Source organism: Wolbachia endosymbiont of Wiebesia pumilae, from assembly GCF_017869285.1.
Classification (GTDB): domain Bacteria; phylum Pseudomonadota; class Alphaproteobacteria; order Rickettsiales; family Anaplasmataceae; genus Wolbachia; species Wolbachia pipientis.
On the sequence record NZ_CP054557.1, the window covers coordinates 862,959 to 889,408 of the forward strand.

The following is a 26,450-nucleotide window of genomic DNA, read 5'->3' on the forward strand; positions in this document are numbered from 1 at the left end:
TTACCAACTTAATAAAATTCCTGGATCCCAGTGGGCTTTGTTGCATCGCTCTTCGGATAGTAGGTAACGCACAATAAATTTATGAAGCTATCTCAAATTTAGCCATACCAATATCAGTGAACTTATTGAGCAAATAGCATTTAACAAGTAGTTCCTTCTCTCTATTTGTCTCAGATTTATTCCTAAAACTAAACCCGAATGTTTGTTTCAGTTGCGAGAAAAAACTTTCTATATAAGATCTTTTTCCATAACTCATCTCTTTTTTCCACTTCTTTATACCATCTTCATCATATGACTTTATGAGCTTGACTGCAGAATTTCTCTCAGCCATATAGTCTAACTTTGGATGCTCTGCTGCGTTGTTTTTCGGAGGAATTTTCGTTTTTATACCATATTGATTACACAGCTTATAGAGCTTTTCTCTGTCATATGCCCTATCTGCATATAGTACTTTTATGACATACTGAAAATCGACTTCTTTTAGCAAATCACAAGCTCCATAGTGATCAGAGTAGACACCGTTACTGTATTTTACAGCTATGGCTTTTTTGCTGTTTGTATTCAACATTACATGCAATTTTCTTGTCTGTTCATAGCTGCGATACTTTCTATCTTCGCTATTTTCTTTGCTATGACCAGGAGTGTTGTTGTATATACTAATTCCTGTACTGTCTATAGCAATTTCGATATCTTCCATATTATTTTTATCAATTCTGCAATCATTGATCTTAATATTGAGTTTCTTAAACCTTCTTGATGATTGTGAATAGCTGATAACTTGCAAATTTTTCCCAATTTGCTCAAGGTATCCTGCTATAAACCCAACTGTTTGCCTCAGAACCTGTCTTGAAAGGAACTAAGCAGCTAATTTAGCAAGCATAATAGTAATCATATTAAAGGAGATATTAGTTTTTGAAGTAAGAGGAGAATGCTCATAATCCTTGCTCATACGTCTAAAATTGGAAAGCCAAGCAAAAGTTCTTTCAACAATCCACCGTTTAGGAATAACTTGAAATCCTACAGCATCAGCTGCTTTTTTAGTAATCGTCAATAAACATCCTGTTTTCAATAAACAGTAATTTTGCAATTTACCAATATATCCCTGATCAGCGAGAAACCTTTGTAGCGTTGAAGCTTTTCGTTTAGCTTGAGTAAAAAGATTTAGAGCACCATCACGATCTTGAATGCCTGCACTATGAACATCAGCTGTAATAATTAGGCCTATTGTATCCACAATGATGTGACGTTTTCTACCCTTTATTTTCTTGCCAGCATCATATCCTCTGGATCCCCTTTTTGAGTGGTTTTCACTGATTGACTGTCAATTATTCCTACCGAAGGTATTTCATTTTTGCCAACCATTTTTCTTACCTTTTTTACTAACATATCGTGTATTTCTTCCAATTTGCCACTATTACGCCACCTGAGAAAATAATCATACACCGTTTTCCATGGCGGAAAATCTTTTGGCAGCATTCTCCACTGGCAACCACCTTTCATTATGTATCTTATTGCATTAATAATTGTTCTAATATTGTGCTTTCTTGGCCGTCCTACTGCACCTTGTGCAACACTTGGCTCCAAAATTTCCCATTCTTTGTCACTTATATCACTTGGATACATTTTTACCTACTATTTTTTACTTATCTCATCATATTCTCTTTCTCATTTCTTTTCAAGACAGGCTCTCAGGCCTATTCTAAATAAACAAGTTATTATGTGCACCAAAATTACAACTTTATCGCTATAAATATTGTTGCCACCTGGTATTTTTGGACCATTCTCGTACCACTTTTCTATGGCTTCGTTGATATAATGAAAAATATTTCCTCTTTTTTCTAGAAATTTGTTATATTCGCTATGGTTACTGACCCTCATTTTTTGTGGCATATTTTTTCTTTCAAGGTTAAATGGCTATTTTATAATGAATTTTGTCAGTAGCCACCAGATTTTTCAGTTGCTATGCAACAAAGCCATCCCAGTGTCAAGCACTGGGATGACAAGAAGAGGGTACTTGGATAAGAGGCATTGCCCTCCTGGTAGGTCCAAATTGCAATGTCCGTACAGTTATGGATTCATTCGCGGTATAGATTCCGCTAATGAGTAGCGGAATGACGAATTTGTTGTTTTTCAAATTGTAGGTAAACCTAAGCCACTTTAGCTATATATAATAGAATTTCGCTTTCTACTATCTTTCCAGTTGTTTTATACATAATTCTCGAATTTTGAAAATTTGCTCCATATCTAATTTCTCACTTGTATAAAATTTGTTTTCTTACTTCGAGACCTAATCTACCACAACTTTTATATGGCGTTTCTTTCCTGCAGATAATTTTATAAATGGCTGATCTTTAAAGCTTTCGAAATTTATTACATGATCAATATTGTTTACAACATTATCATTAATCTTGCATCCGTTGCCCTGTATTAAACGCTTTGCAGCGCCTTTTGAAGGTTCAAAACCGGTGTCATGTAGTAGGTCTACTAAGGATATGCCGCTTGCAACTTGTTCTTTTTTTATGATGTAATCAGGAAGTAGTGAGCTATCTTCATTCTCAAAAGCAGAAATTGCAGCAAATTGTGCAAGTTCCGCTTCTTTGTCACCATGACATATTTTTGTCACTTCTGTTGCCAAGACCTTTTTTGCTTCATTTATTTCTTGATCCTTTAAAGACTCTAATTTTCTAATCTCATCAATTGGCACATCAGTGAGCAATCTTAAAAAACGTCCAACATCTTGATCATCAACGTTGCGAAAATATTGCCAGTAGTCGTAAGGCTTTAGCATATTATCATCAAGCCACACTGCTCCACTTTCAGTTTTGCCCATTTTTTTTCCTTGTGCATTTAATAAAAGAGGCATGGTAAGGCCAAATAGCTCAGGTAAATTCAACTTTTTTCCAAGTTCAATTCCGTTTACTATATTTCCCCACTGGTCTGACCCTCCAATCTGCAGACGACAATCATATTTTTTGTTTAATTCAATAAAGTCGTAAGCTTGCAATAGCATGTAATTAAATTCTAGAAAGCTTAAGGTTTGCTCTCTATCCAGCCTGGTTTTCACACTATCAAAACTTAGCATACGATTTACAGAAAAATAAGCTCCTATATCACGCAAAAAATCTATGTATTTTATGTTATCCAACCAATCTGCGTTATTTACTATCATTGCACCAGTCTTGCTGTCATTAAAAGACACCATTTTCTCTAATATTCTCCTTATACTGGATGTATTTTGATTGATGTTCTCTACAGGCAAGATGCTTCTTGCTTTATCTTTGAAGGATGGGTCACCAATTTTTGTTGTGCCACCTCCAAGTAAGACTATCGGCTTATAACCAAATTTTTGTAGGTGACAGAGCATCATAATCTGAATTAGGTGACCAGCATGAAGACTTGGTGCTGTGCAATCAAACCCAATGTATGCAACTATATAATTGCTCTGCAATAATAATTGATCTAGTCCTTCAATGTTTGTGCATTGGTATAGGTACCCTCTTTCTTGGATGAAATTTAAAAATTCAGATGCGTGTTTCATTTTATAAACCCCAGTCTATCCTGTCATTAATGCCGAAGGTAACCCTAATAGAGAAGCCAGTGCCCAGACACTGGAACTTAATTATAAACAAGCACACTATACAACGTTTCCGATGAAATTGCATGAAAAACTGGATTCCAGTGTCAGCTACTTTCATGACACCACTACCTGTGCAGGAGTTGCCTTCAAAATTACAACGTTTGTGCAGTTGTGCACCAGCTATCCAGGCAATCAGTTCCATAACTCTTCTATTTTATAATACTCCCTTACTTCCGGCCTGAATATGTGAACCATTATGCCTTGAAAATTCAAAACTACCCAATTGCCTTCATCCATACCTTCTACATCTATTTTATCATGTGGCTTGAGGCTTTTTATTACGTACTCAGCTAAAGCTTTAACGTGACGGCTTGAATCACCAGATGCAATAATCATATATTTTGCAATAACGGTTTTATTCTGCACATCAAAAGTTACTATATCATGACCTTTATTTTGATCTATTATCTCTTCAATTGTACTTCTTATCGATTCCATATCGCTAAGCATTGTTTACAGGTTATATGATTCATTTATAATTATATACTCAAAATTTCTAAATATGAACTATTTTCAACGCAACTACTTGTTAAAGGTATTACCTGCATCTATTTTATCATCATGTTTTTAGCATGTACAATGTATATACTTTTTATATAATTGAAAATAGCTTTTTACTAGTATTCATTATGGGCAAGACTCTCATCTACTTAATCGGCTTTCCAGGCAGTGGTAAGTTTACTACTGCAAAGGAACTGTGTAAAATCATTGGTGCAGTAATAGTAAGCAATAATCTATTCAATAATATTATATTTGATATTGTTAAATTACAAAACGCTGAAGTTCCAGATGACCTATGGGAAAAAATTTTTGCAGTTAGGGAAAATGTATTAGCAATACTGGAAAAACACTACGTAAAATCAAAACATTATATATTTACAAATGAATTGATAGAGGGTGATCCCTATGACCAAAGATTATATAACTCAGTGGTAAATTTAAGTAAAAAAATGGACATGGAAATTTTTTCTGTAGTATTACATTGTAATAATGAAAAACTAGTAAGACGTGTCCAATCAGAAGAGAGATATCAGGAAAATAAAATTACTGATCCGGATTTTGCTATAAAGAAAATTGAAGGGAAAAGGCTATTTATACCTGAGGGTTCGCTTGAAATTGATAACTCGAACTTGAGTGTAAAGGAAGTTGCAAAGAAAATTGTTGAAGAGATGAAGAAAGAAAAAAATGGAAAATTAATTAAAACTTCTGTAACAAATCATTTAAAAACAGAGCGTACTCGTGGTTGAGCAGAAAGATAAGTACCGTCCTTGTGTTGGCATAATGCTATTTAACAGACAAGGACATGCCTTTATTGGAAAACGCTTTGATAGCGATTCTTACTGGCAGATGCCACAAGGAGGTGTTGATGATGGTGAGGAACTGGAACAAGCAGCGTTACGTGAGTTGCTAGAGGAGGTTGGTACTAATAAAGTAAAGGTTATAACTAAAAGCAAGGATTGGATATACTACAACTTGCCTGAAGAAGTTATACCAATATGCTGGAATGGAAAATATTCTGGTCAAAAGCAAAGGTGGTTCTTAATGAAGTTTTGCGGAGAGGATGAGGACATTGATATTAATTATACTGGTCATCCAGAGTTCAAAGAGTGGCGTTGGCAAGGTATAGATAGTTTAGTAGCCAGTGCTATATCATTTAAAAAAGAAGTTTATAAAACAGTGATAGAAGAGTTTTCTTCTATAATAAAAGCCTCAACAATAAGCTCATGATAGTAGATTCTCATTGCCACTTGATTTATTTTTCTGACGATGAAATACCAAAAGTAATTTCAAGGGCAGAGCAAAATGGTGTAAAGGTTTTGCATAACATATGCGTAAGCATTGACGATGTTCCTAAGTTATTAAAAATTTCTTCATCCTATGATCAGGTCTACTCCTCTGTTGGTATACATCCGCTTGATGCTGCTATAGAAAACGGTGAGTGTATACATGTTGATGAATTAGTTGAATTTACCAAGAACCAAAAGGTAATTAGTATCGGTGAAACCGGGTTAGATTTTTATAAATCTGACAACAAAGACAATCAGAAAAAAAGTTTTGCATTACATATAGAAGCGTCAAGAATAACTGGACTACCTTTAGTTATTCACACAAGAAGCGCTGATAATGAGATGATCGATATGTTAAGGTCAGAAATGAAAGCCGGTGCTTTTAGTGGAGTAATGCACTGCTTTGCTTCCTCTAAAGAACTTGCTTATCAATCTATAGATTTGGGGTTATATATTTCATTTTCTGGAATTATTACTTTTAAAAATGCGAGCTTACTCAGAGAAATTGCACAAAATGTACCACGCGAGCGTGTTTTAGTCGAAACTGATGCACCATATCTATCACCTGAGCCTTATAGGGGAAAAAAGAATGAACCAGCAATGGTGAAATACGTTGTTGATTGTTTGGCAGAGTTGTGGAATGAGTCACCAGAACAAGTAGCGAAGGTAACCACAAGCAACTTTTTTAGGCTGTTTGAGCTATGAAGAAGCTCTATAAAACCATTAATTTGCTTATGAACCTAAAGATTTCACCAGCTCTCTCACCGAGTTTACAGACTTATTAAACATTTCTTGTTCACTATCATTCATTTTAACTTCTAGGATCTTTTCAATTCCGTTTTTTCCAATAATTACAGGAACACCAATAAACAACTCTTCTACACCATATTCACCATTAAGGTAAGCAGCACATGGTAATATGCGCCTCTTATCTTTTAAATATGATTCTAACATGCATATAGCTGAAGATGCAGGAGCGTAGTATGCAGATCCAGACTTAAGCAGATCAACTATTTCTTTACCGCCATTGCGAGTGCGTTCAACTATTTCATCGACTTTTTTCTGTGTGATAAGACCCATATCGATAATTTGAGTAAGTGGAACTCCAGCAACTGAAGCACAATTGATTAGTGGTACCATAGTGTCGCCATGTCCTCCAAGCACAAAAGCAGATATATCTTCAACTGAGATATTTAACTCACTTGCAAGAAAGTAACGAAAACGGGAAGAATCAAGCACTCCTGCCATGCCAACAATCATATTAGTTGGAAGGTTTGAAAATTTATGCACCACTGAAACCATGGCATCCAAAGGGTTGGTAACCACTATTACAAACGCGTTTGGAGAATATTTTTTAATATTTTCGCCAACCTCCTTCATTACTTTAGCATTGGTTTGCAGGAGGTCATCCCTGCTCATTCCAGGTTTTCTAGCGATGCCAGCGGTTATTATAATTGCATCGGAGTTTTTTATATCTTCATACCTATTTGTGCCAGTAATATTGACATTAAATCCATCAATAGGGGATGATTCTGCTATGTCGAGTGTTTTACCTTGTGGTATTCCATCACTAATATCAAGTAAAACAACATCACCGAGTTCCCTTAGTGCAATCATATGGGTGAGAGTTCCACCGATATTTCCTGCACCGATTAAAGATATTTTTTTTCTTTGTACTGTCATTTTCTACTCCTTTGTATTTACTTTTATGGTTTTACCTTCCCAAGGCGATAAGCTATCAAACATACGAAAATCTTGCGGTAAATCTATAGGATTATACACAACCTTTTTTGTCTCTATATCATATCTTACTTCCTCATAACCAGTGAGAGGGAAATCTTTTAACATTGGATGACCTTTGAATCCATAGTCTGTTAGAATCCTACGCAAATCAGGGTGATCAGAAAACTCTATTCCATACATATCAAACACTTCACGCTCAAACCACAAAGCCGTACTAAATATCTTCGCTACACTTGGAGGCATGTCGCTTTCACATAACTGAAGCTTTATGTGTACTCTAATATTATGCACAATGCTGAGCAGATTGTATATTAGCTCGAAACGCTTCTCTCTATTTGGATAGTCAACCCCAAAAATATCAACTAATAGTTCAAACCTACACTTTTCATCATCACGTAGAAAGAATAGGTACTTTTCAATTTCATCTAAAGTTGAATATATTACAATAATGCCATCATCTTTTTGAATGCACTCGCATTTGGTCTTTTTTTGTATATACTTTGCAGTTTTATCCATTCCGAGTCCGTTTTATTTTGTTTTGTAGGCATAGCATTCCATATAGCAACGCCTCAGCGGTTGGTGGGCATCCAGGGACATACACGTCAACTGGCACAATTCTATCACAGCCTCGGACTACTGAATAAGAGTAATGGTAATAACCACCACCATTTGCACAACTTCCCATGGAAATAACATACTTCGGGTCTGCCATTTGATCATAAACCTTGCGCAATGCTGCTGCCATTTTATTAGTTAGTGTGCCAGCAACAATCATCACATCTGATTGACGTGGGCTTGCACGAAACATTATACCATATCTATCAAGATCATAACGGCTGGATGCAGTATGCATCATCTCAACTGCGCAACATGCAAGACCAAATGTCATTGGCCACAATGAACCAGACCTTGCCCAATTCATTACATAATCTGTTAAATCACCAAATTTAGTGACAAGAAACCCTTCTTTTTTATAACGACCCCAGTCATCATTAGATAGAATTTGATTTGTCATAAACTACTCCCACTCTAATGCACCTTTACACCATTCATAGATAAAACCTATAGTGAGTATTGCAAGAAATACCATCATAGACCAAAATCCACCATAGCTTATCTTAGATAAAGAAACAGCCCAAGGAAAAAGAAAAGCAATTTCTAAGTCAAATATTATAAATAATATTGAAACTAGGTAAAATTTAATGTCAAAATTTTTCCTTGCACTGGATAGTGGATTGAAGCCACACTCATATGTGGAAAGCTTTTCACCATCTGGCTTACTCACTGCAAGAAACATAGGCAATATACCTAAAGCAAAAGATACTACAATTGATACGCAGATAAAGATTACTATGGTTAAATATTCGCTCATTTAACAAAACATATAACACTATGAGTTTACATGCTTTCCTAACTTTTTACCACCTAAAATATGCACGTGAAAGTGTGGTACAACCTGCTCTCCATTTTCACCGTAGTTAGTGACTAATCTATATCCTGTTTTTTCTAGATTATATTTGTGTGCTATCTCTCTTACAGTTTTGAAGAAATCCGCTATTTCCTCTTCAGGAGCTTTTAGAATGAAATCATCATATGAAATATATTGATTTTTTGATATAACTAAAATATGAACTGGTGCGTCAGGGTACTTATCATGAAAAGCTAGTACATTTTCATTTTCATGTACCTTCTTACAAGGTAACTCACCTCTTAATATTTGAGCAAAGATGTTATCGCTATCATAAACTTCATTGCTCATATTTTAAGAGCGACCTTTCCCTCTTTCTTCGTTTTTCTCTACATTAGGTGTAGATAGTGGTTTTATCGCTTCACCAGAAGCATCTTCAAGATTTAAAGAGCTTACAAGTTCCCTTACTTTTACCATGTCCTGCTGTTCTTTCAAAAAGGGTTCTATTCCACTTACCCTTTTTCCAGTAATAACTCCTGGTTGTAAGTGATACATATCCCCAGGAACAGTTAGACTATGATGTCTTTCCTCTATTTTTTTAGCTTCACTCATAATACTCCCCTATAACTTATTTTTGCATTCCACAACTTTGCGACTTACCTGCTTTTATAGCTTCTTGCGCCCATTTTTTCTCACCTGAAGCTATAGTTTCTGAAGGCTGACCAATACCAGACTTCACAACTTTGTCTGATGACTGCTTTTGATTATCATATTCCTTATACAATTTTTCTGCAATACCATACAGCAATTTTAAGTCTGTGTGAACTTTAAATTCTCCACCAGTAATTTTTGCTAGATCTTTAAGGTTACCGTCAACTTTTTGTTTAATTTCTTCAATAGCAAGCTTTTTTATCTCCTCTGGACTCTTTCCTTTATAGTCAGTTTTAATGTCTTCAATTATTTTTTTAACATCAACTTCAATTACAATTTTATTTTCTTCTCTATGTATAGTGATGTTTGAATACTCACTTTTTAGTGCTTTTATTTTATTCAATTGTTCATCATTCAAATAAGGTATATCTCCCGTCAGAGTTCTTGACACTAAAAAACTTACCTTTCCTATCCCTTTCTTTTGCTCTGTTATTTGTACACCAAGATCCTTACTAGCCTGTGTGGTTTCTATAGGTGGATCATATTCCCTTTCTTCTTCAGGTACATCTATACCAACAGCTTTCTTTAACGAAACTGTAGCATCATGTTTCATTTCACCCGTTGAAGCAAACGGCTTCTTTATAGGGTAAATAAGTGCTTTAGGCACAAGAGCAAACACCCGACCTGTAGCTTCTACACCTGTTTTAACTGCTCCGCCTATCTTAGCCCAAATAGATTCTGCCATACATACCTCCAAGGTAGTTTCTATAACTAAATACATTTTAATTATAGACGAAAAAATTTAAACTTCTATATCCATTATAAGATAGAATTATAGGGATTGCAACCATTATTTGCACATTGTCTAAAACATGTAGTATTTTCGCTACTTTTATTGTTCAATTTATTATAAAGAATACTCTAAATTATGTTTAAATGGAACACAAATAATATCATTGATGCAACTGGCGGAAGAGACGTAAATGGTTGTAATTCGATACATAGCTCAAATATTTCAACGGACACAAGAAGCATAAAAAAAGGTGATTTATTTATTGCCCTCAAGGGAAAGAATTTTGATGGCCATAATTTTTTGCATGAAGCGTTTTTAAAAGGGGCTGTCGCTGCAATAGTGAGTGAGGGTAAATATAAAAGTTTCCCTCTCATGATTGTACAAGATACCCTGAAAGCTTTGCACGATATGGCATCATACTACATTAGAAATGTTCTTATTGATGCTAAAGTTATTGCAGTTACAGGCAGTGTCGGGAAAACCACTACAAAGGATATGCTGCATACTGTTTTATCGCAATATGGAGTGTCCCATGCAAACGAAGGTAACTTAAATAATAATATAGGATTGCCTTTGACAATTCTGAAAGCTCCAAAAAACTGCCAGTACTTAATTCTTGAAATGGGAATGAATAAAGCTGGTGAAATAAAAGAATTATCAAAAATTAGTAATCCGAATATTGCAGTTATTACCAACATCGAACCTGCACATACTGAAAATTTTTCATCACTATTTGACGTTGCACAAGCGAAGTTAGAAATTCTGTATGGTATGAAAAATAACGGTACTTTGGTTTTAAGCAGAGATAATAAATATTATGATTATCTCTCATCACACGCCAATAGAAATGTAATAAGCTTCGGTAAAGATAAAAATGCTGAAGTTTGTTTACTAAACTTAATAAGAAACGATGAATCTTCTGTCATTTCAGCACTATCTTCTGTCATCCCAGTGCTTGACTACTTGGATCCAGGAAGTTCAATTGCAAATGAGCATATCAGACGGTTGTATAATAAAGACTGGATTCCAGCGTCACGCGCTGGAATGACATCAAACCGAGTTGCTAATAGATTAAGTTTAAAAATCAGGCTGAGTGATAATCAAATTATAAACTGTAATTTACGTGTACAAGGTGAGCATTTTGCTTATTCGCTACTTGCTGTTGCAGCAGTTGTGCAAAGCCTCGGACTTGATTTATCAAAATTACCACTTGCACTTAAGAATTTTAGTGTAGCGAAAGGTAGAGGCAATATTCATAAGGTCAAATGCAATAAAAAATATATACATTTAATTGATGACTCCTATAACGCCAGCCCTGCTTCGATGAAAACTGCAATAAAAACTTTGAGTACATATTCTAATCAGAGAAAAGTAGCTTTGCTTGGTGATATGTTGGAACTTGGTGATGAAAGCATAGAGTTTCATACAGATTTGGTTAAGATTATCACAGAAAATAATATAGATAAAGTTTATACAGTTGGTAAATTTATGTTAGAATTGCATGAGCTTTTGCCAGATAATATAAGAGGCACGCATTTTAATGATTCTAATCAATTGAAAAGTGATTTAGCTAACATTATTCAGAATAATGACGCAATTCTAGTTAAAGGCTCACGAGGAATGAAAATGGATCTTATTGTACGGGAATTCGTAATAAAATATTAAGCGAAATCATTGTATTAATTTACAGTAACAAATTATTAGGAACTTTAATTGTGACAAAACGTGTAATTATTTTTGGTGGAACGGGGTTTATAGGGAAACACATCGTAAGACGCTTGGCAGCAGAAGGATATTTAATAAAGATATTCACTCGTAATCAGGAAAAAGCTGCTTGTTTAAAATTGTGTGGCAATTTAGGACAAATATCAATATTTAAAGGCGATTTTTTTGATGAAAAATCAGTTCTGGATGGTATGGAAGAATGTGATGTAGCTATAAACTTAGTGGGAATATTATATGAAGCAAAAAAGCACGATTTTTACGCTGTTCACGTTAAAATAGCTGAAAGGATAGCAAAAGCTGCAAAAATGAAAAATGTACCTATGATGATACATTTTTCTGCTATGGGAATAGAAAATAGCAAGTTGTCAAAATATGCCAAAAGTAAATTGGAAGGTGAAAAAGCTGTAACTTCAGCATTTCAAAAAGCAATAATAATTAGGCCAAGCCTTGTATTTGGTAAAGAAGACAACTTCTTTAATAAATTTGCAAGATTAGCAACTATTCTTCCTTTCTTACCACTAATTGGCAATGGAACAACTAAATTTCAGCCAATATGTGTAACAGACTTAGCTGAAGTGGTATATCGTATTATCAGTTTTAATAAGCAAGACAAGAAAATTTATAACATGGGTGGACCAAAGGTTTACTCTTTCAAAAGCTTATTGAAGTTTATTCTGAATGTTACTAACAGAAAGTGTTTGTTGATCAATGTATCTTTTCCAATGGCAAAGTTAATAGCTTTCTTTTTAGAAAATAAAATTATTTCTATGCTGCTAAAACCAATAACCGGAGATACGAACCCTATGCTTACTCAAGATCAGGTGAAAGTTATGATGAATAGTTCAATCGAAAAGTCAGTTGACCTTGAAACAATGAAGGTTCGACCATTAGCAATTGAAAATGTGGTGCCAGAGTACTTGAAGATTTATAGAAAGTATTGATAAAAGAGTGTGCCCGGTGGGATTCGAACCTACGACCCACAGCTTAGAAGGCTGTTGCTCTATCCAGCTGAGCTACGGGCACACAACATATATAAAATGCTTCTTAGTACAAGTGAAGTCAAGTACTTCGTGTGAATATGATGTTTATCTTGCGACACCTTGTCATTGCAGTTGTGTGTCGCGCGCTGCCAAAATTGGATGCGAGAAGTCTATTTATTTTAGAAAATATTATATAGAAACTTACTTGACACCCTTCGCCAGCGCCCTTATCATGATAGTGAAGCTATTAGACCTCTTTCGAAACTCATATAGACAGCTCAAAATTGTGAATTCCTGCTATAAAATTGAATCTTAAGCCAAAACGTTTTCTCCGATTGCGGTATCTGTCTGCAATAATTTTGAATCTTTTTAACAGACCAATTACATTCTCAACTACTACTCTTTTGCTTGCTAGCTCCCGATTTTCTACCTTTTTTTCCTTAATTAAGGGACTCTTTTTCATCCTTCTGTGTGGCAACTCGACATTTTTGTGAATTTTCTGAAAACCTCTATAGCCAGCATCGGCTAAAACTTTTATACCTTCTGATACATGCACTTTTGACTCCTTGAAAAGCCGAAAGTCATGCTTTCTCCCGTTTGAAAATGACGTACAAATAATTTTCTTGCTCTTCTTTTCTGCAATTATTTGGGTTTTTAGCGTATGTTTTTTCTTCTTTCCTGAATAAAATCTTTTCTGCTTTTTTTTGGTCTCTCTACAGGTGTTTCCGTTGCATCAATCACCAGAATCTTATATTCCACGTCGCTTTTTAGGAGTTCTTTTCGTCCTGGCAATGCGAAATCTGGGTGTTGTATTAGAGTATCCTCTACCCATTTTACAGTTTTATATGCCGTACTTTCACTTACTCCATAACTTTGACTTATGTGAAAATATGTACGGTATTCTCGTAAGTATTCTAATACCATGAGCAGCATATTCTCCTCGTTTAGCTTATTTTTCCTTCCTCCTTTGGCTTTCTTTTTTTTATTCTCTTCACATAAAATCCCTACCATTTTGTTAAATGTTGATCTCTTTACTCCTGTTAGTCGACGAAACTCCCCTTTATCGAGCTCTTTCACTATTTCATACTTCATTTCTCCTTACCTCAAAATTACTATTTTTACTACTTTATCCTAGTTTCGAAAGAAGTCTATTGTATTTGCTTTCGCCAATCTGCAGATTAAAAGGTAAGGATTACTTAATGTATCGGCGTCTTATGTTCAATTTTTTGCAGTATATAGATACTGTATGTCTTTACAAAACTTCATCTACATCTAGATTTTTATCTAAATAAGCTGAACGCGCTTATAAAGCGTTACAAGACATCAAAAAATGCCAATACTCGACAGAGATAGTAAAAGACTAGCTAACTCGGGGATTCTTTGTCTTTTTTTCTGCTTAGTAAATTTCTTAAACATTTGCAGCGTAAGTTAGTTGCAATTAAAAGCGGCTGAATCTCGCTTGTCAAGCGTTTAAAACATAAAAAACGCCAATATTTTAAAGCGGATAATAACCCCAGGGTTTCTTTTGCCTTTTTTTTCATTTGGTAAATTTCTTAATATTTATAGCTAAACAACAACCGTCATCCCGCTACGTGTTAGCGGGATCTATGCTTTGAGATACCGCGAATGAATCGCGGTGTGACGGTGTAGATGATGGTTAAGTAATTCGTCATCCCGCTGCTTGTTAGCGGGATCTATGCTTTGAGATACCGCGAATGAATCGCGGTATGACGGTGTAGATGATGGTTAAGTAATTCGTCATCCCGCTGCTTGTTAGCGGGATCTATGTTAAGGTATAGTAGGGAATCTATGTTAAGAGATACCGCGAATGAATCGCGGTATGACGGTGTAGATGATGGTTAAGTAATTCGTCATCCCGCTGCTTGTTAGCGGGATCTATGCTTTGAGATACCGCGAATGAATCGCGGTATGACGGTGTAGATGATGGTTAAGTAATTCGTCATCCCGCTGCTTGTTAGCGGGATCTATGTTAAGGTATAGTAGGGGATCTATGTTAAGAGATACCGCGAATGAATCGCGGTATGACGGTGTAGATGATGGTTAAGTAATTCGTCATCCCGCTGCTTGTTAGCGGGATCTATGTTAAGAGATACCGCGAATGAATCGTGGTATGACGGTTAAGTAGGGTGTCATTCCAGTGCTCCTTTTTTTGTCATCCCAGCGTCACGCGTTGGTTTCAACATTATATCATGAACTTTCTAAAATTCATTGAACTGTGCTTTCAAACGGTAGTGCCGGGGTGTGAGTATAACGATTATCAGTATATAAAAGTCATAGCAGACAGGCTGGAAGCAGCGAGCGCTGGTGAAGTGAAACGAATAATATTCAATATGCCTCCGCGCTCGATGAAGTCCATGTGCATAAGCGTTGCGTGGCCCGCATGGATACTGGGAAACCAACCAACTGCGAGAATAATAGTTGCAAGTTATTCTCAGCGGCTCAGCGAAAAGCACTCGCTCGACACCAGGTGCGTGATGCAGTCTAGTTGGTATAGAGCGCTATTTCCAGAGATAGAACTATCCAAAGACCAGAATACCAAATATAAATTTCAAACAGTGCAGAGAGGATACAGAATCGCAACATCAGTTGGTGGAACACTAACTGGTGAAGGTGGTGATTTTATCATTGTGGACGATCCGCTCAGTTCTGCTCAAGCTTTGAGTGAAACGCTTAGAAAGCGTGCCACAAACTGGTTTGATCAGACTTTAGTAACCAGGCTGAACGATAGAAAAAAAGGAGTCATCGTTCTTGTAATGCACAGGCTACACCAGGAGGACTTAACTGGACACCTTCTCTCCAAGCCAAAAAACATATGGCATCATATTTGTTTGCCAATGATTTCTGAAAATAAGCAGGTTATTTATTCAATCAAAAAGCCAATACCTCCCGTTCCTATCATCCGAGTAGCTCAGCACTGTGCGACCAGGAGATTATATAATAAACCAGCGTCACCTGTAAGGATATTATATTCAAGAGAAGAAGGTCAGTTGTTATATCCCCTCGATGGAGGAAAAGAAGAAGTTGAGATAATAAAAGCTGAACTTGGGAGTTACGCTTTTGCTGCGCAATATCAACAAAACCCTCTGCCGCTTTCAAGTGGTATAGTCAAACGAGAGTGGCTAAGAGGTTGTCCGGAAACTAGTAAATTCAAGCATATTCCCTCTTTAACATAACCCTACTCATAGCTAGGTATATGAAATTCTCAGTGGATGTTGTGAGTAAATCATACTCCTTCGATAGCCTTCTATTCCTATTAACCCAAGCAAAAGTCCTTTCTACAACCCATCTTCTTGGCTGTACTTTAAACCCTTGTTCTCTTGTTGGTAGTAGCTCAGGTGGCGTATCTTTGTGCACCCAAAATCTACATGGAGGCCTTTTAACAATTTCAATATCTATGTCATATTCTTCCTTTATGTGATTCTTTAAATTTCTTCCTTGGTATCCCATGTCAGCCCACATTTTTTTAACTTTAGTATATTTTGTTCTCATATTGTTTAATGCTATTTTAATACCATCTCTATCATTTTCGTTAGCAGCGCCTACGTAACAACCTAGTATAAAACCCTGAGTGTCTGTAATTATATGCCTTTTTCTACCCTTTACTTTTTTACTTCCATCATAGCCTTTGATCCCCCCTTTTCTGTAGTCTTTACAGATTGACTATCTACTATACAGGCACTCGGCTGCTCATTCCTTCCTATTTTTCTTCTACTATATTTTGTAATTTCATAATTCATTTTCTCAAAAATTCCCTGCTTCTTCCATTGCCTGAACTGCTCATACACAGTCTTCCATAGCGGAAAATCATTTGGTAAATACCGCCATTGACACCCTGTACGCAATACATAGAAAATTGCTTCTAATATTTCTTTTTTGCTATACTTTGGCGGCCTTCCTCCTTTCTTGTATGATACTCTGAAGTGTTTTTCTATTCTTGCCCATTCCCTTTCGCTTAGATCTGTTGGATACTTTTTTCTCATCTTTACCCCGTACTAAAATTTCAGATATTATAGCCTTTTACTTGTTTCCGGACAACCTCTAAAGCGCTATAAAAATGTTCCTGATAATCTCTCGCATGTAACACAAAGTTGGGATACTGCGGTTTCAACAAGCGACATGAGCAACTTTAGTGTCTGCACCACCTGGGCAAAAATAGATAATAAATTCTATTTACTTGATGTATATCGCGCAAAGCTTGAGTATCCAAAGCTTAAAGAACAAGTTTTATCACTAGCTGCAAGATGGTCACCACACGCGATTTTGATCGAAGCCAAAACAAGTGGTCAGCAATTAGCACAAGAGCTGAAGGCAAACAGTCATTTGCCCATTATCGAAATAGTGCCACATGATGGTAAGCTCACTCGATTCCACCGGATTGCTCCGATGATAGAGTCTGGCAGGATTATTTTGCCGCATCAAGCAGTATGGCTAAATGATTTTGAGTATGAAATTTTAATGTTTCCTGAAACTCGACACGATGATCAAGTAGATAGTACCGTGCAATATCTCCAGTGGGTGAGAAACAGTACCTCCAGGGTTGCAGCTATACGAGCATTGTGATTTGAATCCACTAGGGATGACACCCTCTTGGATGGAGACCAGTGTCAGCTACTTTCATGACACCCTGACAACCGTCATCCCGCTACGTGTTAGCGGGATCTATGCTAAAAGATACCACGGCGGTATGACGTAGAACTGCTGCTTGTTAGCTGATGAGATACCGCGAATGAATCGCGGTATGACGGTTCGCGGCAGCATGACGGTAAGCTCGTCATCCCACTACTTGTTAGCGGGATCTCTTGTTAGCTGATGAGATACCGCGAATGAATCGCGGTATGACGTAGGACTGCTGTCATTCCAGTGTCAGCTACTTTCATGACACCGTCTACTTTGTAAAATTCACAAGAACCATTAAAATATTTTTTTACTTTTCATTGTATATTTCTCAACATATTATCTTTAAGTACTAAAATAATTAACAATATGGCATTATTAATAGTTGAATCACCTGCGAAAGCAAAGACAATAGGTAAATATTTGAGTAAAGAGTTCAAAGTAGCTGCATCCTTTGGACATGTGAGGGATCTTCCAGCAAAAAACGGTTCTGTCGATCCGGATAATGATTTTGCTATAAAGTATGAAACCATTGAAAAAGCAGAAAAGTATATAAAAGAGCTAGTAAAAGCCGCAAGCAAAACATCAGATATATATCTTGCAACAGACCCAGACAGAGAAGGGGAAGCAATGGCTTGGCATGTGATAGAGACATTAAAAGAAAAGAAAGCAATCAGTAATGAAAACAACATTTATAGAGTAGTCTTTAATGAGATAACAAAAAGAGCAGTACAAGAAGCAATAAAAAATCCACGTGAAATTAATATGGATTTAGTGCGTGCACAACAAGCACGTAGAGCTTTGGATTATCTAGTTGGATTTAGTTTGTCACCACTGCTGTGGACAAAATTGTCGGGAAGCAAGTCTGCAGGGCGAGTGCAGTCTGTTGCATTAAAGATTATATGCGAACGAGAAGATGAAATTAGTAAATTTATAACACAGGAGTATTGGAGCATAAAAGCAGAAATGCAAAATAGCAAAGATGAGGCTTTTTTTGCTATGCTAAGCCACTATGACAATAAAAAGCTAGAAAAATTTGATATTAAGAATGAAGAAGAAGCAAAGAACTTAGTCAGGGAGATTGAATCAAGGCAATATGCTGTAAGCACAGTAGAACGCAAGCAAGTTAAGAGAAACCCGCTTCCTCCGTTTATTACTTCAAGTCTTCAGCAAGATGCAGTGAATAAACTGTATTTTAATGTGAAAAGTGTTATGCGCATAGCGCAAAATTTATATGAAGGTATCGATATTGGTGGTGAAACTGTAGGGTTGATAACTTACATGCGTACAGATGGGTTTCATATTGCAGATGAGGCTATAAACTCAATTAGAGGGTCAATTAAGTCATTATATGGTGATAAATATTTACCGCAGTCTCCTCGTAAATATGTAAAAAAGGTCAAAAATGCTCAAGAAGCACATGAAGCAATTCGTCCAACTGATATCAATAGAACGCCGGGTAGTATTAAGGATTACTTAACGCCAGAGCAATTTAAATTGTATGATTTAATCTGGAAAAGGACCATTGCAAGTCAAATGGAGTCGGCGATTCTTGATCAAGTGGTAGTCGAAATTAGTTCTACTGACCAGAAAGTAATTCTGCGAGCAAGTGGATCAAGTATATTCTTTGATGGTTTTTATAGAGTCTACCAAGATAACATAGAAGCCGAAAATGAAGGCCTGCTACCTGCCATGAAGGAAGGGGAAGCGTGTAAGCTGATTTCAGTTGAGCCAAAACAACATTTCACTCAACCGCCACCTCGTTATAGTGAAGCAAGTATCGTAAAAAAAATGGAAGAAATCGGTATAGGTCGACCATCAACTTATGCAACAATTATTTCGGTATTACAAGATCGTGAGTACGTTTCATTGGATAGCAAAAGGTTTATTCCAAGCAGCCGCGGTAAAATCGTTACTATATTTTTAGAAACTTTTTTTCAGCGTTGTGTAGAGTATGATTTCACAGCACAAATGGAAGAGAAGCTTGATTTAATTTCAAATGGACATGCAGATTGGAAAAAAGAATTAGGCCACTTTTGGGTGCCATTTTTTGGTCATGTAAACTCTGTCAAGCAAATGACGCATGATGAAGTTTTCAGCGGCATTCACGATTTGGTAATCGATTGGTTTTGTTCAGAAGAAGGAAGAAAAGAGGTGAATACGAAATGCCCTGCTTGCTTAGGTGGCATATTGAAATTGAACTTTGGAAAAGCCGGGGTGTTCCTTGGATGTTCTAACTATCCTGAATGCAACCATACAAAAGAAATTACAGGTAGTAACGACAATTCAGAATATCCAAAAAGTTTAGGTATAGATGATATAACAAACCAAGAAGTGATGATCAAAAAGGGTCCTTTTGGACTTTATCTGGAGTTTAATAACGAGTTAAAAAAGAAAAAAACGGTTTCCATACCAAAAGATATAAATGTTAATGAGATTGATCTGAGCACCGCTACTCAGTTACTTTCCTTGCCAAAAGTAATCGGAGAACACCCTGAAACCGGAAAGGAAGTAAAAATAGGCCTTGGACGATTTGGGTACTATATTTTCTATGATGGTAAATACTTTTCTCTTAAGAAAAGCTCCAAAGAGGTGCTGAATACAGAATTGAGCGAAGTTGTACAAATTATTGCAAACAGTCCACGCAAAGAGTTAAAATCTCTCGGGGTTAATGAAAAGGGAAAAGAAGTTTTTATCTGCAACGGTAGGTACGGATTCTATATAAAATGCGGTAAAACAAACGTTGCTTTGGGCAAGAGTGCAGATATTGAGAGTATAGATCTGGAGAAGGCTTTAGAGTTGATTAAGGGTAAGAAGTAGACTTCTTGCATAACCATTATCTACGTTAAAAATCAGCTTTTTTGTCATTCCAGCGTGTGACGCTGGAATCTAGAAAAAAAGAACCTGGATGCCAGTGTCTGGGCACTGGCATGACACCCTTTCTGGTAGAGGTTGCTCTCAAATCACAACGTGCATACAACTGCAGCAGTATGATGTTTTATTTATTATAGCTATAACACTGAAGTTTACAATCAGAACAAACCACTTGGCCACGTGGAACTGATTTCAGTTTATCAGTTGAAACTTGATTTGAGCAGAATATGCATTTTATTGTGTTGCTTGGAGTAAGTGAGTTATCAACAGCAATTCTATCATCAAAAACAAAACATTCTCCTTTCCAATTACCATTTTTATTATAAGTTTTTTCAAGGTAAGAAAGAATGCCGCCTTTAAGATGGTAAACATCACTAAATCCAAGGCTTTTCATATATGCTGTAGATTTTTCGCATCTAATCCCACCAGTGCAGTACATAGCCACTTTCAGGTCTTTACTCTCAGAAAATGACTCTGTCCACTGAGGAAACTCACGGAAACATTGTGTGTGTGGATTAATTGCATCCTTAAACTTGCCTAATTTCACTTCATACTCGTTTCGTGTATCTATTACTAAAACGTCAGGTTGAGAAGTAAAATCATCCCAATGCTCTGGATCAACATATTTACCCTTAAGGGAAATATCAAGATTGCTTACACCAAGATTCACAATCTCTCTTTTTAATTTTACCTTCATCTTGCTAAATGGTTGATATTCTTCTGCACTCTCTTTCCATGTAAGGTCCCTTAGCCTATAATCAGAACGTAGAAAATCGAATATTTTATCAATTGCGTTTCTTTCACCAGATATTGTTGCATTAACACCCTCTTCTGCAAGGAGTATAGTGCCCTTTAACTCAACGTTGTTGCATGCAGCTTTTATTTCGTCTTTCATGTCATAATAATTAGAGAGTTCTACAAAGTGATAGAAAGTTGCAATGACGAAGCTCATGATTATTCACTTATCAACTAAAAACATGATATACAAAATTATAAAGATATTCAATAGTACGGCTGTTAATTACTGGATATCTTCAGTTTTTACATATAACATTTTAATATAAAATATAGATTCAAATTAATGTTTTTAAGAGTATTTAAAAATATATTCTTATTTTTAGTAAGTATATTATTCGTCTGTCCTATACTATCGTTAATATCAATCTTATTTACAGATTCAGCGAATTCCGAATGGGTAATCAGTACACTTTTTCCTGAATATATACTGAGTACGTTAATTTTGATGGTAGGAGTAGGGGGAATATCTTTCATATTTGGAGTAATTCCAGCTTGGCTCACCACATTTTTTTCATTTCCTGGAAGTAAAATTTTTGAGATTGCTTTATTCTTTCCAATATCGATTCCTGGATATATAGTAGCGTTCGTCTATGTAAATACACTAGAGTTTTCAGGTCCGGTGCAGAGCTCATTAAGAGACATTTTAGAGTGGAGCAAAGGTGACTATTGGTTTCCTGAAATAAAATCCCTAGGTGGTGGAATATTAGTAATGGGATTCAGCCTATATCCATACGTTTATATGTTAGTCCGCTCAAGTCTAAAGAATGTTAGTAACTCAGTCACTATTGCGTCAACACTTGGGTTCTCCTCATTGAAGAGCCTGTTTTCTGTCATCATACCCTCCATACGCCCATCAATTATAGCTGGGTTGTCTTTGGTACTAATGGAAGTAATTACAGATTTCGGCACACCACAGTTTCTTGCTATCGATACTTTCACAACAGGAATATATCGCACCTGGTTTTTACTGCATGACAAATATTCAACTACTGTTTTAGCAGTTGCAGAGTTGATTTTCGTTGCAACACTAATAGCTATCGAAAAAAAACTACAAAAAAAAGGAATATCCTACTCTTCAATCAATACCAATTCAGATTATCACAACAAACGGAGTATAAGTGGCACTATACCATTGATCTTTGCTTATCTTATGTGTGTATTGCCGATATTAATAGGTTTTATTTTGCCAATGATTCCGCTCATATATTGGAGCATAGAGAAGGGGTTTTTCATATATGAAGCAAGATTCTATAACATAATAGCAAATAGCGTTAGTTTATCATTCATCACTGCACTAATCTCAATTAGCATTGCAATAATTATTGGATATACGGCGCGTAAAAATAAGGTAATCAATAATGTAGCACGTCTCATTTCTTTAGGCTACGCAATTCCAAATGCAATTATCGCAATTAGCATAATAATATTTTTAAGCAGAATATCCTCTTTCATTACTCAATATATTGTGGAAATTAGCTTGGTAGGAACTATTGGCGCATTAGTTTACTCATATTTATTTCGTTTTTTTGCTATATCTTTCAATGCGGTAGAGTTAGGGCTCAAAAAAACACCAAATGAAATTGAGTGGACTGCATATACTATGGGTCATGGACCTATTTCCACATGTTTGAATGTTCATATCCCTCTCATCAAGAAGAGTATATTATCGGGATTTTTGCTCGTATTTATGGATACTATCAAAGAGCTCACAGCAACACTTATTATAAGACCATTTAATTTTGAAACTATATCAACTAGAATATATGAACTTGTAAGCGATGAGCGCTATAGAGAAGCTGCCCCATTTTCGTTAATAATAGTTATAATAGGCTTAATCTCTACAATAACCTTATTTACACTTGATGATAAGGATAAAAAATAAACGTAACCGTTCACAGATTTCCACTTAATTCTTCAATCTCACTAATAGAAAGGCCAGTAAACTTGACAATAGTGTTGACATCAACATTATTAGCCAGCATTGCTTTTGCGACTTCAATTTTCCCTTCAATTTTCCCTTCCTCTTTACCAATTTTTTTGCCTTTTTCAGTAGCAAGATCAAGTCTGTATTCAAGAATGGCTTCTTCTTTGCGTAGATCCATTATCCTTTCTTCATAGGCTACTAAATCTTTTTCGTTCCAACGAAACTTGTCTAACTCATCATACGCCAGCTTTATTATTGGTGCTTTTTCTGCTATCTCTTTTAAGTCCTCTTCTGTTGTTTCTTCTGCATATTTAAAAAAGAAACACCACCTTTCTATTGTACTTTCTAGCTGCTCTACTTTACTTTTTGAAAATTTGGGCAATTCTATAAAGATAAATTGAAAATCTTTTAAGTAATGGCCGTTAGTTTTTATATCACGTATATTGTGAGTAGAAATATAATCAACTTCTTCAGGAAGTAAGTTACAATTTGATATAGCAATAAAGAAGACTTTCTTTAAATCAATGTAGTTGCCAGATTTATCTAATTGTCTTGAGTAGGCTTTAGCGGCATATAATTGAGCGCGTTTTTCGAAGCCCTTGTCTCTAGCGAGCTGCATTTCTGCTATATATCTATTTCCGTGAGAATCCTTGCAGAGAACATCAACAATACTTTGTTTATCAGAGGCAACTTCGGGATCCATAATAGTGCTAAGAAACTCAACTTCTTGTATTGCATTTATCTCAGTAAACCCTAAAATATCGTTCAAAAAGTGGATCAGGATATTCTTATTTTTTTCCGTTCCAAAGATTTTTTTGAAACACAAATCATTGCGAGGATCGAGAAATTTTGAAAGAGCCATGGCAAAAATGCTTGAAAATATTAATAATTATACACTATTATTAACAATTATTCAACCATATTTTTGAAGATAGCTAGTTTCTGTATTTATTTTAAATTGAAGAAAGCTCAAATGAAAGATCGTGCTTTGCTAAAAATCACAGAATGCAGTCTGGTTACAAATAAACTATTTTGACAGTTAATGGGGTCTAGTTTTGATGTATGGACTATCCAAAGAAAAGGGTGGTATCATAACTTCAAAAACTTTTATGCTTTCTTCATTCAGAAATTCATACTTACCCTGCATTATTCCTGACGGTACATTTAAGTATGTTCCACTTGTGTATTTAAATACCTCTCCAGATTTTATCACAGGTTGTTCTCCGATAACACCAACTCCGGCAATTTCATTTACTTTTCCCTTATAATCTATTATTTGCCAATGACGACTTAACAATTGAATAGTTGATTGGCTTTTGTTTTTTATCTTAACGTTATACATCCATACATAGCAATTTTCATAAGGAATGGATTGCTCTTCAATATAAATTGGTAAAACTGTAACTTCAACAAAGTTGGTAGTTAGTGTGTATTCTATCATTATAAAATATTCATGATAAGAAAATAGTATTTTAATTATATACTTTTTTCATAGATTTTTCAAGTATACTTTAATTAGGAAATATCAATTTATAGTATGAATGAACCAGATGCGCTGAGCAAAAAAGTAATAGGAATAATAGGTGGTGGACAATTAGGTAAAATGACTGCTATCGCTGCAACAAAACTTGGACAAAAAATACATGTTTTTGCCAGTGCTAAAGACGATCCAGCTTGTTCTATTGCTGATGATTTCACAATAGCAGATTTCTCTGATAAGAAAGCGCTTGAATCTTTTGCACAGAGTGTGGATTTGGTCACTATTGAGTCTGAAAATATTCCATGTAGTGCAATTGATATCGATGTAAATTTTTATCCGGGTAAAAAAGCGTTACACATTGCGCAAAATAGGCTTAGAGAGAAAGATTTCATTAGAAGCTTGAGTATAAAAACTGCTGAATACAAAAGTATACAAAATTATAATGAGCTACTGAAAAGCAGTAGAGCTTTTGGCTATCCAACAAGGCTGAAAACAACAGAAATGGGTTATGATGGAAAAGGGCAATATGTGCTTGAGAATGATTCTGAAGTGAAGCAATTTGCTTCCTTTGATTGGAATACAGAGTACATTCTTGAAGCAAGTGTTGATTTACTGAAAGAGGTTTCAATAGTCGTTGCAAGAGATAAAAACGGTAAAGTAGCTTTTTTTCCTATAGCAGAAAATTACCACGTTGATGGAATACTTGATACTTCAACAGTGCCAGCTAAAATAGATAGTAAATTAACTCAAGAGGTACAACGAGCTGCAAAGAAAATAGCAAATGCGCTTGATGTAATAGGAATTCTGGCTATTGAATTTTTTGTTACTAAGGATAACGAATTGTTAGTTAATGAACTAGCTCCCAGACCTCACAATTCTTGCCACTGGAGCTTGGATGCATGTAACGTTAGTCAATTTGAACAGCTAGTTAGGATAATATGCGGGCTACCTATGCAGGAAGTAGTATTACGCTTTCCTTGTATGACGAAAAATATAATAGGTAATGATATATATGATTCTCATAAGTATTTGAGCAACGAAAAAGCTAGTTTAACCATATATGGGAAAAAAGAGGTTAGGGATAAGCGTAAAATGGGACATGTCAATATAGATTTAAGTTAACAGTTTTTCTACGTCATACCGCCACAACTGTACGAACATTGTGATATGATGAGATGTTACATAGTAAACGGTGTCATTCTAGCACCTCTTTTCCCGTCATTCCGCTGCTTGTTAGCGGGATCTCATTTTACTTTATGAGGGTGTCATCCGAGTAGCCCCTTTCTCGTCATCCCGCTGCTTGTTAGCGGGATCTCATTTCACTTTATGAAGGTGTCATTCGAGTAGCCTGACTACTTGGATCCAGGAATTTTATTAAGTTGGTAAGCATAAAAGTGGCTGATCTTATGTTAAAACACAACGTTCTTGATGAGATTACAGCAAGGCTGGGTTCCAGCGTCAGCTACTTGAATGACAGCAGTCCTACGTCATGCCGCCGCGGTATCTCTAGATCCCGCTAACAAGTAGCGGGATGACGATTGTCGTTTAGCCATAAATATTAAGAAATTTACCAAATAAAAAAAAAGGCAAAAGAAGCCCCGTGGTTGGCTAATTACTTACATTATACTTTCAAGTATGGCGTTTTTTTATTCTAAACGCTTAATAACCGCGATTTAGTTGCTTTTAAGCCGCAACTAATCTAAATTATAAACATTAAGAAATTTACTAAACAGAAAAAAAGGCAAAAGAAACCCTAGGGTAGCTAGTTATTCACTATCCATTTTTTAAATCGGCGTTTTTTGATGTTTTAAATGCTTTATAAGCGCATTTCAGCTTATATTAGGTAAAAACCTAGAAATTTTATAAAGACATAAGGTGCACATAGTGCAAAAAATTAAACATGGGACGCCAGATACGTGAGTTTTTTTGTCATTTAATCTGTACAGAGAAGATAAATAAATAGCTTCAGTTTCATGATAAGGGGGCTGGCGAAGGGTGTCAAGTAAGTTTTTTCG

Annotated in this window: 26 protein-coding genes, 1 tRNA gene and 4 pseudogenes; 12 read left to right on the forward strand and 19 right to left on the reverse strand. The window is 35.7% G+C overall.

Going from position 1 to position 26,450, the window contains the following annotated elements; all coding sequences use genetic code 11:
- Positions 1–79: 79 nt before the first annotated feature.
- Positions 80–856: pseudogene (locus tag HUB92_RS04505) on the reverse strand (IS5 family transposase); the annotation flags it as partial.
- Positions 857–1,623 (reverse strand): IS5 family transposase gene (locus tag HUB92_RS04510; protein ID WP_410543339.1). Its coding sequence is split into 2 segments (ribosomal slippage): positions 857–1,296 and positions 1,296–1,623, totalling 768 coding nucleotides; the frame shifts between segments, so codons are not numbered across the junction.
- Here HUB92_RS04510 and HUB92_RS04515 point away from each other — a divergent pair.
- Positions 1,598–1,750 (forward strand): hypothetical protein, encoded by a 153-nt coding sequence (locus HUB92_RS04515; protein WP_209472516.1) that lies wholly within the window; start codon positions 1,598–1,600, stop codon positions 1,748–1,750. The genes HUB92_RS04510 and HUB92_RS04515 overlap by 26 nt on opposite strands.
- On the opposite strand, the pseudogene HUB92_RS07280 reads toward HUB92_RS04515, so the two are convergent.
- From HUB92_RS07280 to rsfS, 4 genes and pseudogenes are all read right to left on the reverse strand, one after another.
- Positions 1,687–1,890: pseudogene (locus tag HUB92_RS07280) on the reverse strand (IS5 family transposase); the annotation flags it as partial. The gene HUB92_RS04515 and the pseudogene HUB92_RS07280 sit on opposite strands and share 64 nt — an antisense overlap.
- Positions 1,891–2,287: 397 nt before the next feature.
- A complete protein-coding gene (gene tyrS / locus HUB92_RS04520; RefSeq protein WP_007548582.1) occupies positions 2,288–3,538 on the reverse strand; it encodes a tyrosine--tRNA ligase in 1,251 nt (416 codons plus the stop codon).
- A 1-nt stretch (position 3,539) separates the two neighbouring features.
- A complete protein-coding gene (locus HUB92_RS04525; RefSeq protein ID WP_010963049.1) occupies positions 3,540–3,779 on the reverse strand; it encodes a hypothetical protein in 240 nt (79 codons plus the stop codon).
- Complete coding sequence (gene rsfS / locus HUB92_RS04530; RefSeq protein ID WP_209472518.1) at positions 3,770–4,087, reverse strand: ribosome silencing factor; 318 nt, start codon at positions 4,085–4,087, stop codon at positions 3,770–3,772. The genes HUB92_RS04525 and rsfS overlap by 10 nt, the downstream gene beginning before the upstream one ends.
- A 179-nt stretch (positions 4,088–4,266) precedes the next feature.
- On the opposite strand from rsfS, the gene HUB92_RS04535 reads away from it, so the two are divergent.
- From HUB92_RS04535 to HUB92_RS04545, 3 genes are read left to right on the forward strand one after another with little or no spacing between them, the layout of a single operon-like run.
- Positions 4,267–4,884 carry an AAA family ATPase gene (locus HUB92_RS04535; protein WP_244663043.1) on the forward strand — a complete coding sequence of 206 codons (618 nt, stop codon included), beginning with the start codon at positions 4,267–4,269 and terminating at the stop codon, positions 4,882–4,884.
- A gap of 34 nt (positions 4,885–4,918) precedes the next feature.
- Positions 4,919–5,365 (forward strand): RNA pyrophosphohydrolase, encoded by a 447-nt coding sequence (locus HUB92_RS04540; RefSeq protein WP_007548581.1) that lies wholly within the window; start codon positions 4,919–4,921, stop codon positions 5,363–5,365.
- Positions 5,362–6,129 carry a TatD family hydrolase gene (locus HUB92_RS04545; RefSeq protein WP_010082353.1) on the forward strand — a complete coding sequence of 256 codons (768 nt, stop codon included), beginning with the start codon at positions 5,362–5,364 and terminating at the stop codon, positions 6,127–6,129. The genes HUB92_RS04540 and HUB92_RS04545 overlap by 4 nt, the downstream gene beginning before the upstream one ends.
- Before the next feature lie 27 nt (positions 6,130–6,156).
- On the opposite strand, the gene mdh is transcribed toward HUB92_RS04545, so the two are convergent.
- Genes mdh through HUB92_RS04580 form a run of 7 tightly spaced genes read right to left on the reverse strand, consistent with a single transcriptional unit; the run spans position 6,157 to position 9,971 of the window.
- Positions 6,157–7,107, reverse strand: coding sequence for a malate dehydrogenase (gene mdh, locus HUB92_RS04550; protein WP_209472522.1), 951 nt, complete (start codon positions 7,105–7,107; stop codon positions 6,157–6,159).
- Positions 7,108–7,110: 3 nt separating this feature from the next.
- The gene (locus HUB92_RS04555) at positions 7,111–7,683 is read right to left on the reverse strand and encodes an NADH-quinone oxidoreductase subunit C (RefSeq protein WP_006279573.1); all 573 of its coding nucleotides are present in this window, start codon (positions 7,681–7,683) and stop codon (positions 7,111–7,113) included.
- A complete protein-coding gene (gene nuoB, locus HUB92_RS04560; protein WP_006279574.1) occupies positions 7,676–8,182 on the reverse strand; it encodes a NuoB/complex I 20 kDa subunit family protein in 507 nt (168 codons plus the stop codon). The genes HUB92_RS04555 and nuoB overlap by 8 nt, the downstream gene beginning before the upstream one ends.
- Positions 8,183–8,185: 3 nt before the next feature.
- A complete protein-coding gene (locus tag HUB92_RS04565; protein ID WP_006279576.1) occupies positions 8,186–8,539 on the reverse strand; it encodes an NADH-quinone oxidoreductase subunit A in 354 nt (117 codons plus the stop codon).
- Positions 8,540–8,557: 18 nt separating this feature from the next.
- Positions 8,558–8,926 (reverse strand): HIT domain-containing protein, encoded by a 369-nt coding sequence (locus HUB92_RS04570; RefSeq protein WP_209472524.1) that lies wholly within the window; start codon positions 8,924–8,926, stop codon positions 8,558–8,560.
- Between the two features lie 3 nt (positions 8,927–8,929).
- Positions 8,930–9,187: a hypothetical protein gene (locus HUB92_RS04575; protein WP_006279579.1), complete on the reverse strand. Its 258-nt coding sequence runs from the start codon at positions 9,185–9,187 to the stop codon at positions 8,930–8,932.
- A 16-nt stretch (positions 9,188–9,203) separates the two neighbouring features.
- A complete protein-coding gene (locus HUB92_RS04580; protein WP_209472526.1) occupies positions 9,204–9,971 on the reverse strand; it encodes a hypothetical protein in 768 nt (255 codons plus the stop codon).
- A 183-nt stretch (positions 9,972–10,154) separates the two neighbouring features.
- Between HUB92_RS04580 and HUB92_RS04585 the strand changes: the two genes are divergently transcribed.
- Both HUB92_RS04585 and HUB92_RS04590 read left to right on the forward strand, forming a co-directional pair.
- The gene (locus HUB92_RS04585) at positions 10,155–11,684 is read left to right on the forward strand and encodes a UDP-N-acetylmuramoyl-tripeptide--D-alanyl-D-alanine ligase (RefSeq protein WP_209472528.1); all 1,530 of its coding nucleotides are present in this window, start codon (positions 10,155–10,157) and stop codon (positions 11,682–11,684) included.
- Positions 11,685–11,734: 50 nt separating this feature from the next.
- Entirely contained in the window at positions 11,735–12,685 is a 951-nt protein-coding gene (locus HUB92_RS04590; RefSeq protein ID WP_010082395.1) for a complex I NDUFA9 subunit family protein, read from the forward strand.
- An 8-nt stretch (positions 12,686–12,693) separates the two neighbouring features.
- Here HUB92_RS04590 and HUB92_RS04595 read toward each other — a convergent pair.
- Both HUB92_RS04595 and HUB92_RS04600 read right to left on the reverse strand, forming a co-directional pair.
- Positions 12,694–12,767 (reverse strand) — tRNA-Arg (locus tag HUB92_RS04595).
- Between the two features lie 222 nt (positions 12,768–12,989).
- Positions 12,990–13,816, reverse strand: a protein-coding gene (locus HUB92_RS04600; RefSeq protein WP_209472530.1) for an IS5 family transposase whose coding sequence is annotated in 2 segments (ribosomal slippage) — positions 12,990–13,429 and positions 13,429–13,816 — 828 coding nt in all. Because the reading frame shifts where the segments join, the coding sequence is not laid out codon by codon here.
- A 1,118-nt stretch (positions 13,817–14,934) separates the two neighbouring features.
- On the opposite strand from HUB92_RS04600, the pseudogene HUB92_RS04605 reads away from it, so the two are divergent.
- Positions 14,935–15,870: pseudogene (locus HUB92_RS04605) on the forward strand (phage terminase large subunit); the annotation flags it as partial.
- A 22-nt stretch (positions 15,871–15,892) separates the two neighbouring features.
- Here HUB92_RS04605 and HUB92_RS04610 read toward each other — a convergent pair.
- Positions 15,893–16,725, reverse strand: a protein-coding gene (locus HUB92_RS04610; protein ID WP_209472412.1) for an IS5-like element ISWpi1 family transposase whose coding sequence is annotated in 2 segments (ribosomal slippage) — positions 15,893–16,356 and positions 16,356–16,725 — 834 coding nt in all. Because the reading frame shifts where the segments join, the coding sequence is not laid out codon by codon here.
- Between the two features lie 55 nt (positions 16,726–16,780).
- On the opposite strand from HUB92_RS04610, the pseudogene terL reads away from it, so the two are divergent.
- The 3 genes and pseudogenes from terL to HUB92_RS06975 all read left to right on the forward strand — a co-directional run.
- Positions 16,781–17,305: pseudogene (gene terL, locus HUB92_RS04615) on the forward strand (phage terminase large subunit); the annotation flags it as partial.
- Between the two features lie 423 nt (positions 17,306–17,728).
- On the forward strand, positions 17,729–20,179 hold the full coding sequence (gene topA / locus HUB92_RS04620) for a type I DNA topoisomerase (RefSeq protein ID WP_209472532.1): 2,451 nt from the start codon (positions 17,729–17,731) through the stop codon (positions 20,177–20,179).
- Between the two features lie 56 nt (positions 20,180–20,235).
- The gene (locus HUB92_RS06975) at positions 20,236–20,370 is read left to right on the forward strand and encodes a hypothetical protein (protein WP_255407365.1); all 135 of its coding nucleotides are present in this window, start codon (positions 20,236–20,238) and stop codon (positions 20,368–20,370) included.
- Here HUB92_RS06975 and trhO read toward each other — a convergent pair.
- Positions 20,358–21,185: an oxygen-dependent tRNA uridine(34) hydroxylase TrhO gene (gene trhO / locus HUB92_RS04625; protein WP_209472533.1), complete on the reverse strand. Its 828-nt coding sequence runs from the start codon at positions 21,183–21,185 to the stop codon at positions 20,358–20,360. The genes HUB92_RS06975 and trhO overlap by 13 nt on opposite strands.
- A gap of 129 nt (positions 21,186–21,314) precedes the next feature.
- Between trhO and HUB92_RS04630 the strand changes: the two genes are divergently transcribed.
- Complete coding sequence (locus tag HUB92_RS04630; RefSeq protein WP_209472535.1) at positions 21,315–22,913, forward strand: ABC transporter permease; 1,599 nt, start codon at positions 21,315–21,317, stop codon at positions 22,911–22,913.
- 10 nt (positions 22,914–22,923) lie between these two features.
- Here the strand turns inward: HUB92_RS04630 and HUB92_RS04635 are convergent, their stop codons facing one another.
- Together HUB92_RS04635 and apaG are read right to left on the reverse strand one after the other, a co-directional pair.
- Positions 22,924–23,817 (reverse strand): Rpn family recombination-promoting nuclease/putative transposase, encoded by an 894-nt coding sequence (locus tag HUB92_RS04635; RefSeq protein WP_209472536.1) that lies wholly within the window; start codon positions 23,815–23,817, stop codon positions 22,924–22,926.
- Between the two features lie 177 nt (positions 23,818–23,994).
- Positions 23,995–24,396, reverse strand: coding sequence for a Co2+/Mg2+ efflux facilitator ApaG/CorD (gene apaG / locus HUB92_RS04640; RefSeq protein ID WP_007549064.1), 402 nt, complete (start codon positions 24,394–24,396; stop codon positions 23,995–23,997).
- 96 nt (positions 24,397–24,492) lie between these two features.
- Between apaG and HUB92_RS04645 the strand changes: the two genes are divergently transcribed.
- Positions 24,493–25,557: a 5-(carboxyamino)imidazole ribonucleotide synthase gene (locus HUB92_RS04645; RefSeq protein WP_010082017.1), complete on the forward strand. Its 1,065-nt coding sequence runs from the start codon at positions 24,493–24,495 to the stop codon at positions 25,555–25,557.
- Positions 25,558–26,450 lie beyond the last annotated feature (893 nt).

Coding starts and splice junctions, on each gene's coding strand:
- tyrS (WP_007548582.1), bottom strand. CDS start 3,538: ATGAAACACGCATCTGAATTTTTAAATTTCATCCAAGAAAGAGGGTAC.
- HUB92_RS04525 (WP_010963049.1), bottom strand. CDS start 3,779: ATGGAACTGATTGCCTGGATAGCTGGTGCACAACTGCACAAACGTTGT.
- rsfS (WP_209472518.1), bottom strand. CDS start 4,087: ATGCTTAGCGATATGGAATCGATAAGAAGTACAATTGAAGAGATAATA.
- HUB92_RS04535 (WP_244663043.1), top strand. CDS start 4,267: ATGGGCAAGACTCTCATCTACTTAATCGGCTTTCCAGGCAGTGGTAAG.
- HUB92_RS04540 (WP_007548581.1), top strand. CDS start 4,919: ATGCTATTTAACAGACAAGGACATGCCTTTATTGGAAAACGCTTTGAT.
- HUB92_RS04545 (WP_010082353.1), top strand. CDS start 5,362: ATGATAGTAGATTCTCATTGCCACTTGATTTATTTTTCTGACGATGAA.
- mdh (WP_209472522.1), bottom strand. CDS start 7,107: ATGACAGTACAAAGAAAAAAAATATCTTTAATCGGTGCAGGAAATATC.
- HUB92_RS04555 (WP_006279573.1), bottom strand. CDS start 7,683: ATGGATAAAACTGCAAAGTATATACAAAAAAAGACCAAATGCGAGTGC.
- nuoB (WP_006279574.1), bottom strand. CDS start 8,182: ATGACAAATCAAATTCTATCTAATGATGACTGGGGTCGTTATAAAAAA.
- HUB92_RS04565 (WP_006279576.1), bottom strand. CDS start 8,539: ATGAGCGAATATTTAACCATAGTAATCTTTATCTGCGTATCAATTGTA.
- HUB92_RS04570 (WP_209472524.1), bottom strand. CDS start 8,926: ATGAGCAATGAAGTTTATGATAGCGATAACATCTTTGCTCAAATATTA.
- HUB92_RS04575 (WP_006279579.1), bottom strand. CDS start 9,187: ATGAGTGAAGCTAAAAAAATAGAGGAAAGACATCATAGTCTAACTGTT.
- HUB92_RS04580 (WP_209472526.1), bottom strand. CDS start 9,971: ATGGCAGAATCTATTTGGGCTAAGATAGGCGGAGCAGTTAAAACAGGT.
- HUB92_RS04585 (WP_209472528.1), top strand. CDS start 10,155: ATGTTTAAATGGAACACAAATAATATCATTGATGCAACTGGCGGAAGA.
- topA (WP_209472532.1), top strand. CDS start 17,729: ATGGCATTATTAATAGTTGAATCACCTGCGAAAGCAAAGACAATAGGT.
- trhO (WP_209472533.1), bottom strand. CDS start 21,185: ATGAGCTTCGTCATTGCAACTTTCTATCACTTTGTAGAACTCTCTAAT.
- HUB92_RS04630 (WP_209472535.1), top strand. CDS start 21,315: ATGTTTTTAAGAGTATTTAAAAATATATTCTTATTTTTAGTAAGTATA.
- HUB92_RS04635 (WP_209472536.1), bottom strand. CDS start 23,817: ATGGCTCTTTCAAAATTTCTCGATCCTCGCAATGATTTGTGTTTCAAA.
- apaG (WP_007549064.1), bottom strand. CDS start 24,396: ATGATAGAATACACACTAACTACCAACTTTGTTGAAGTTACAGTTTTA.
- HUB92_RS04645 (WP_010082017.1), top strand. CDS start 24,493: ATGAATGAACCAGATGCGCTGAGCAAAAAAGTAATAGGAATAATAGGT.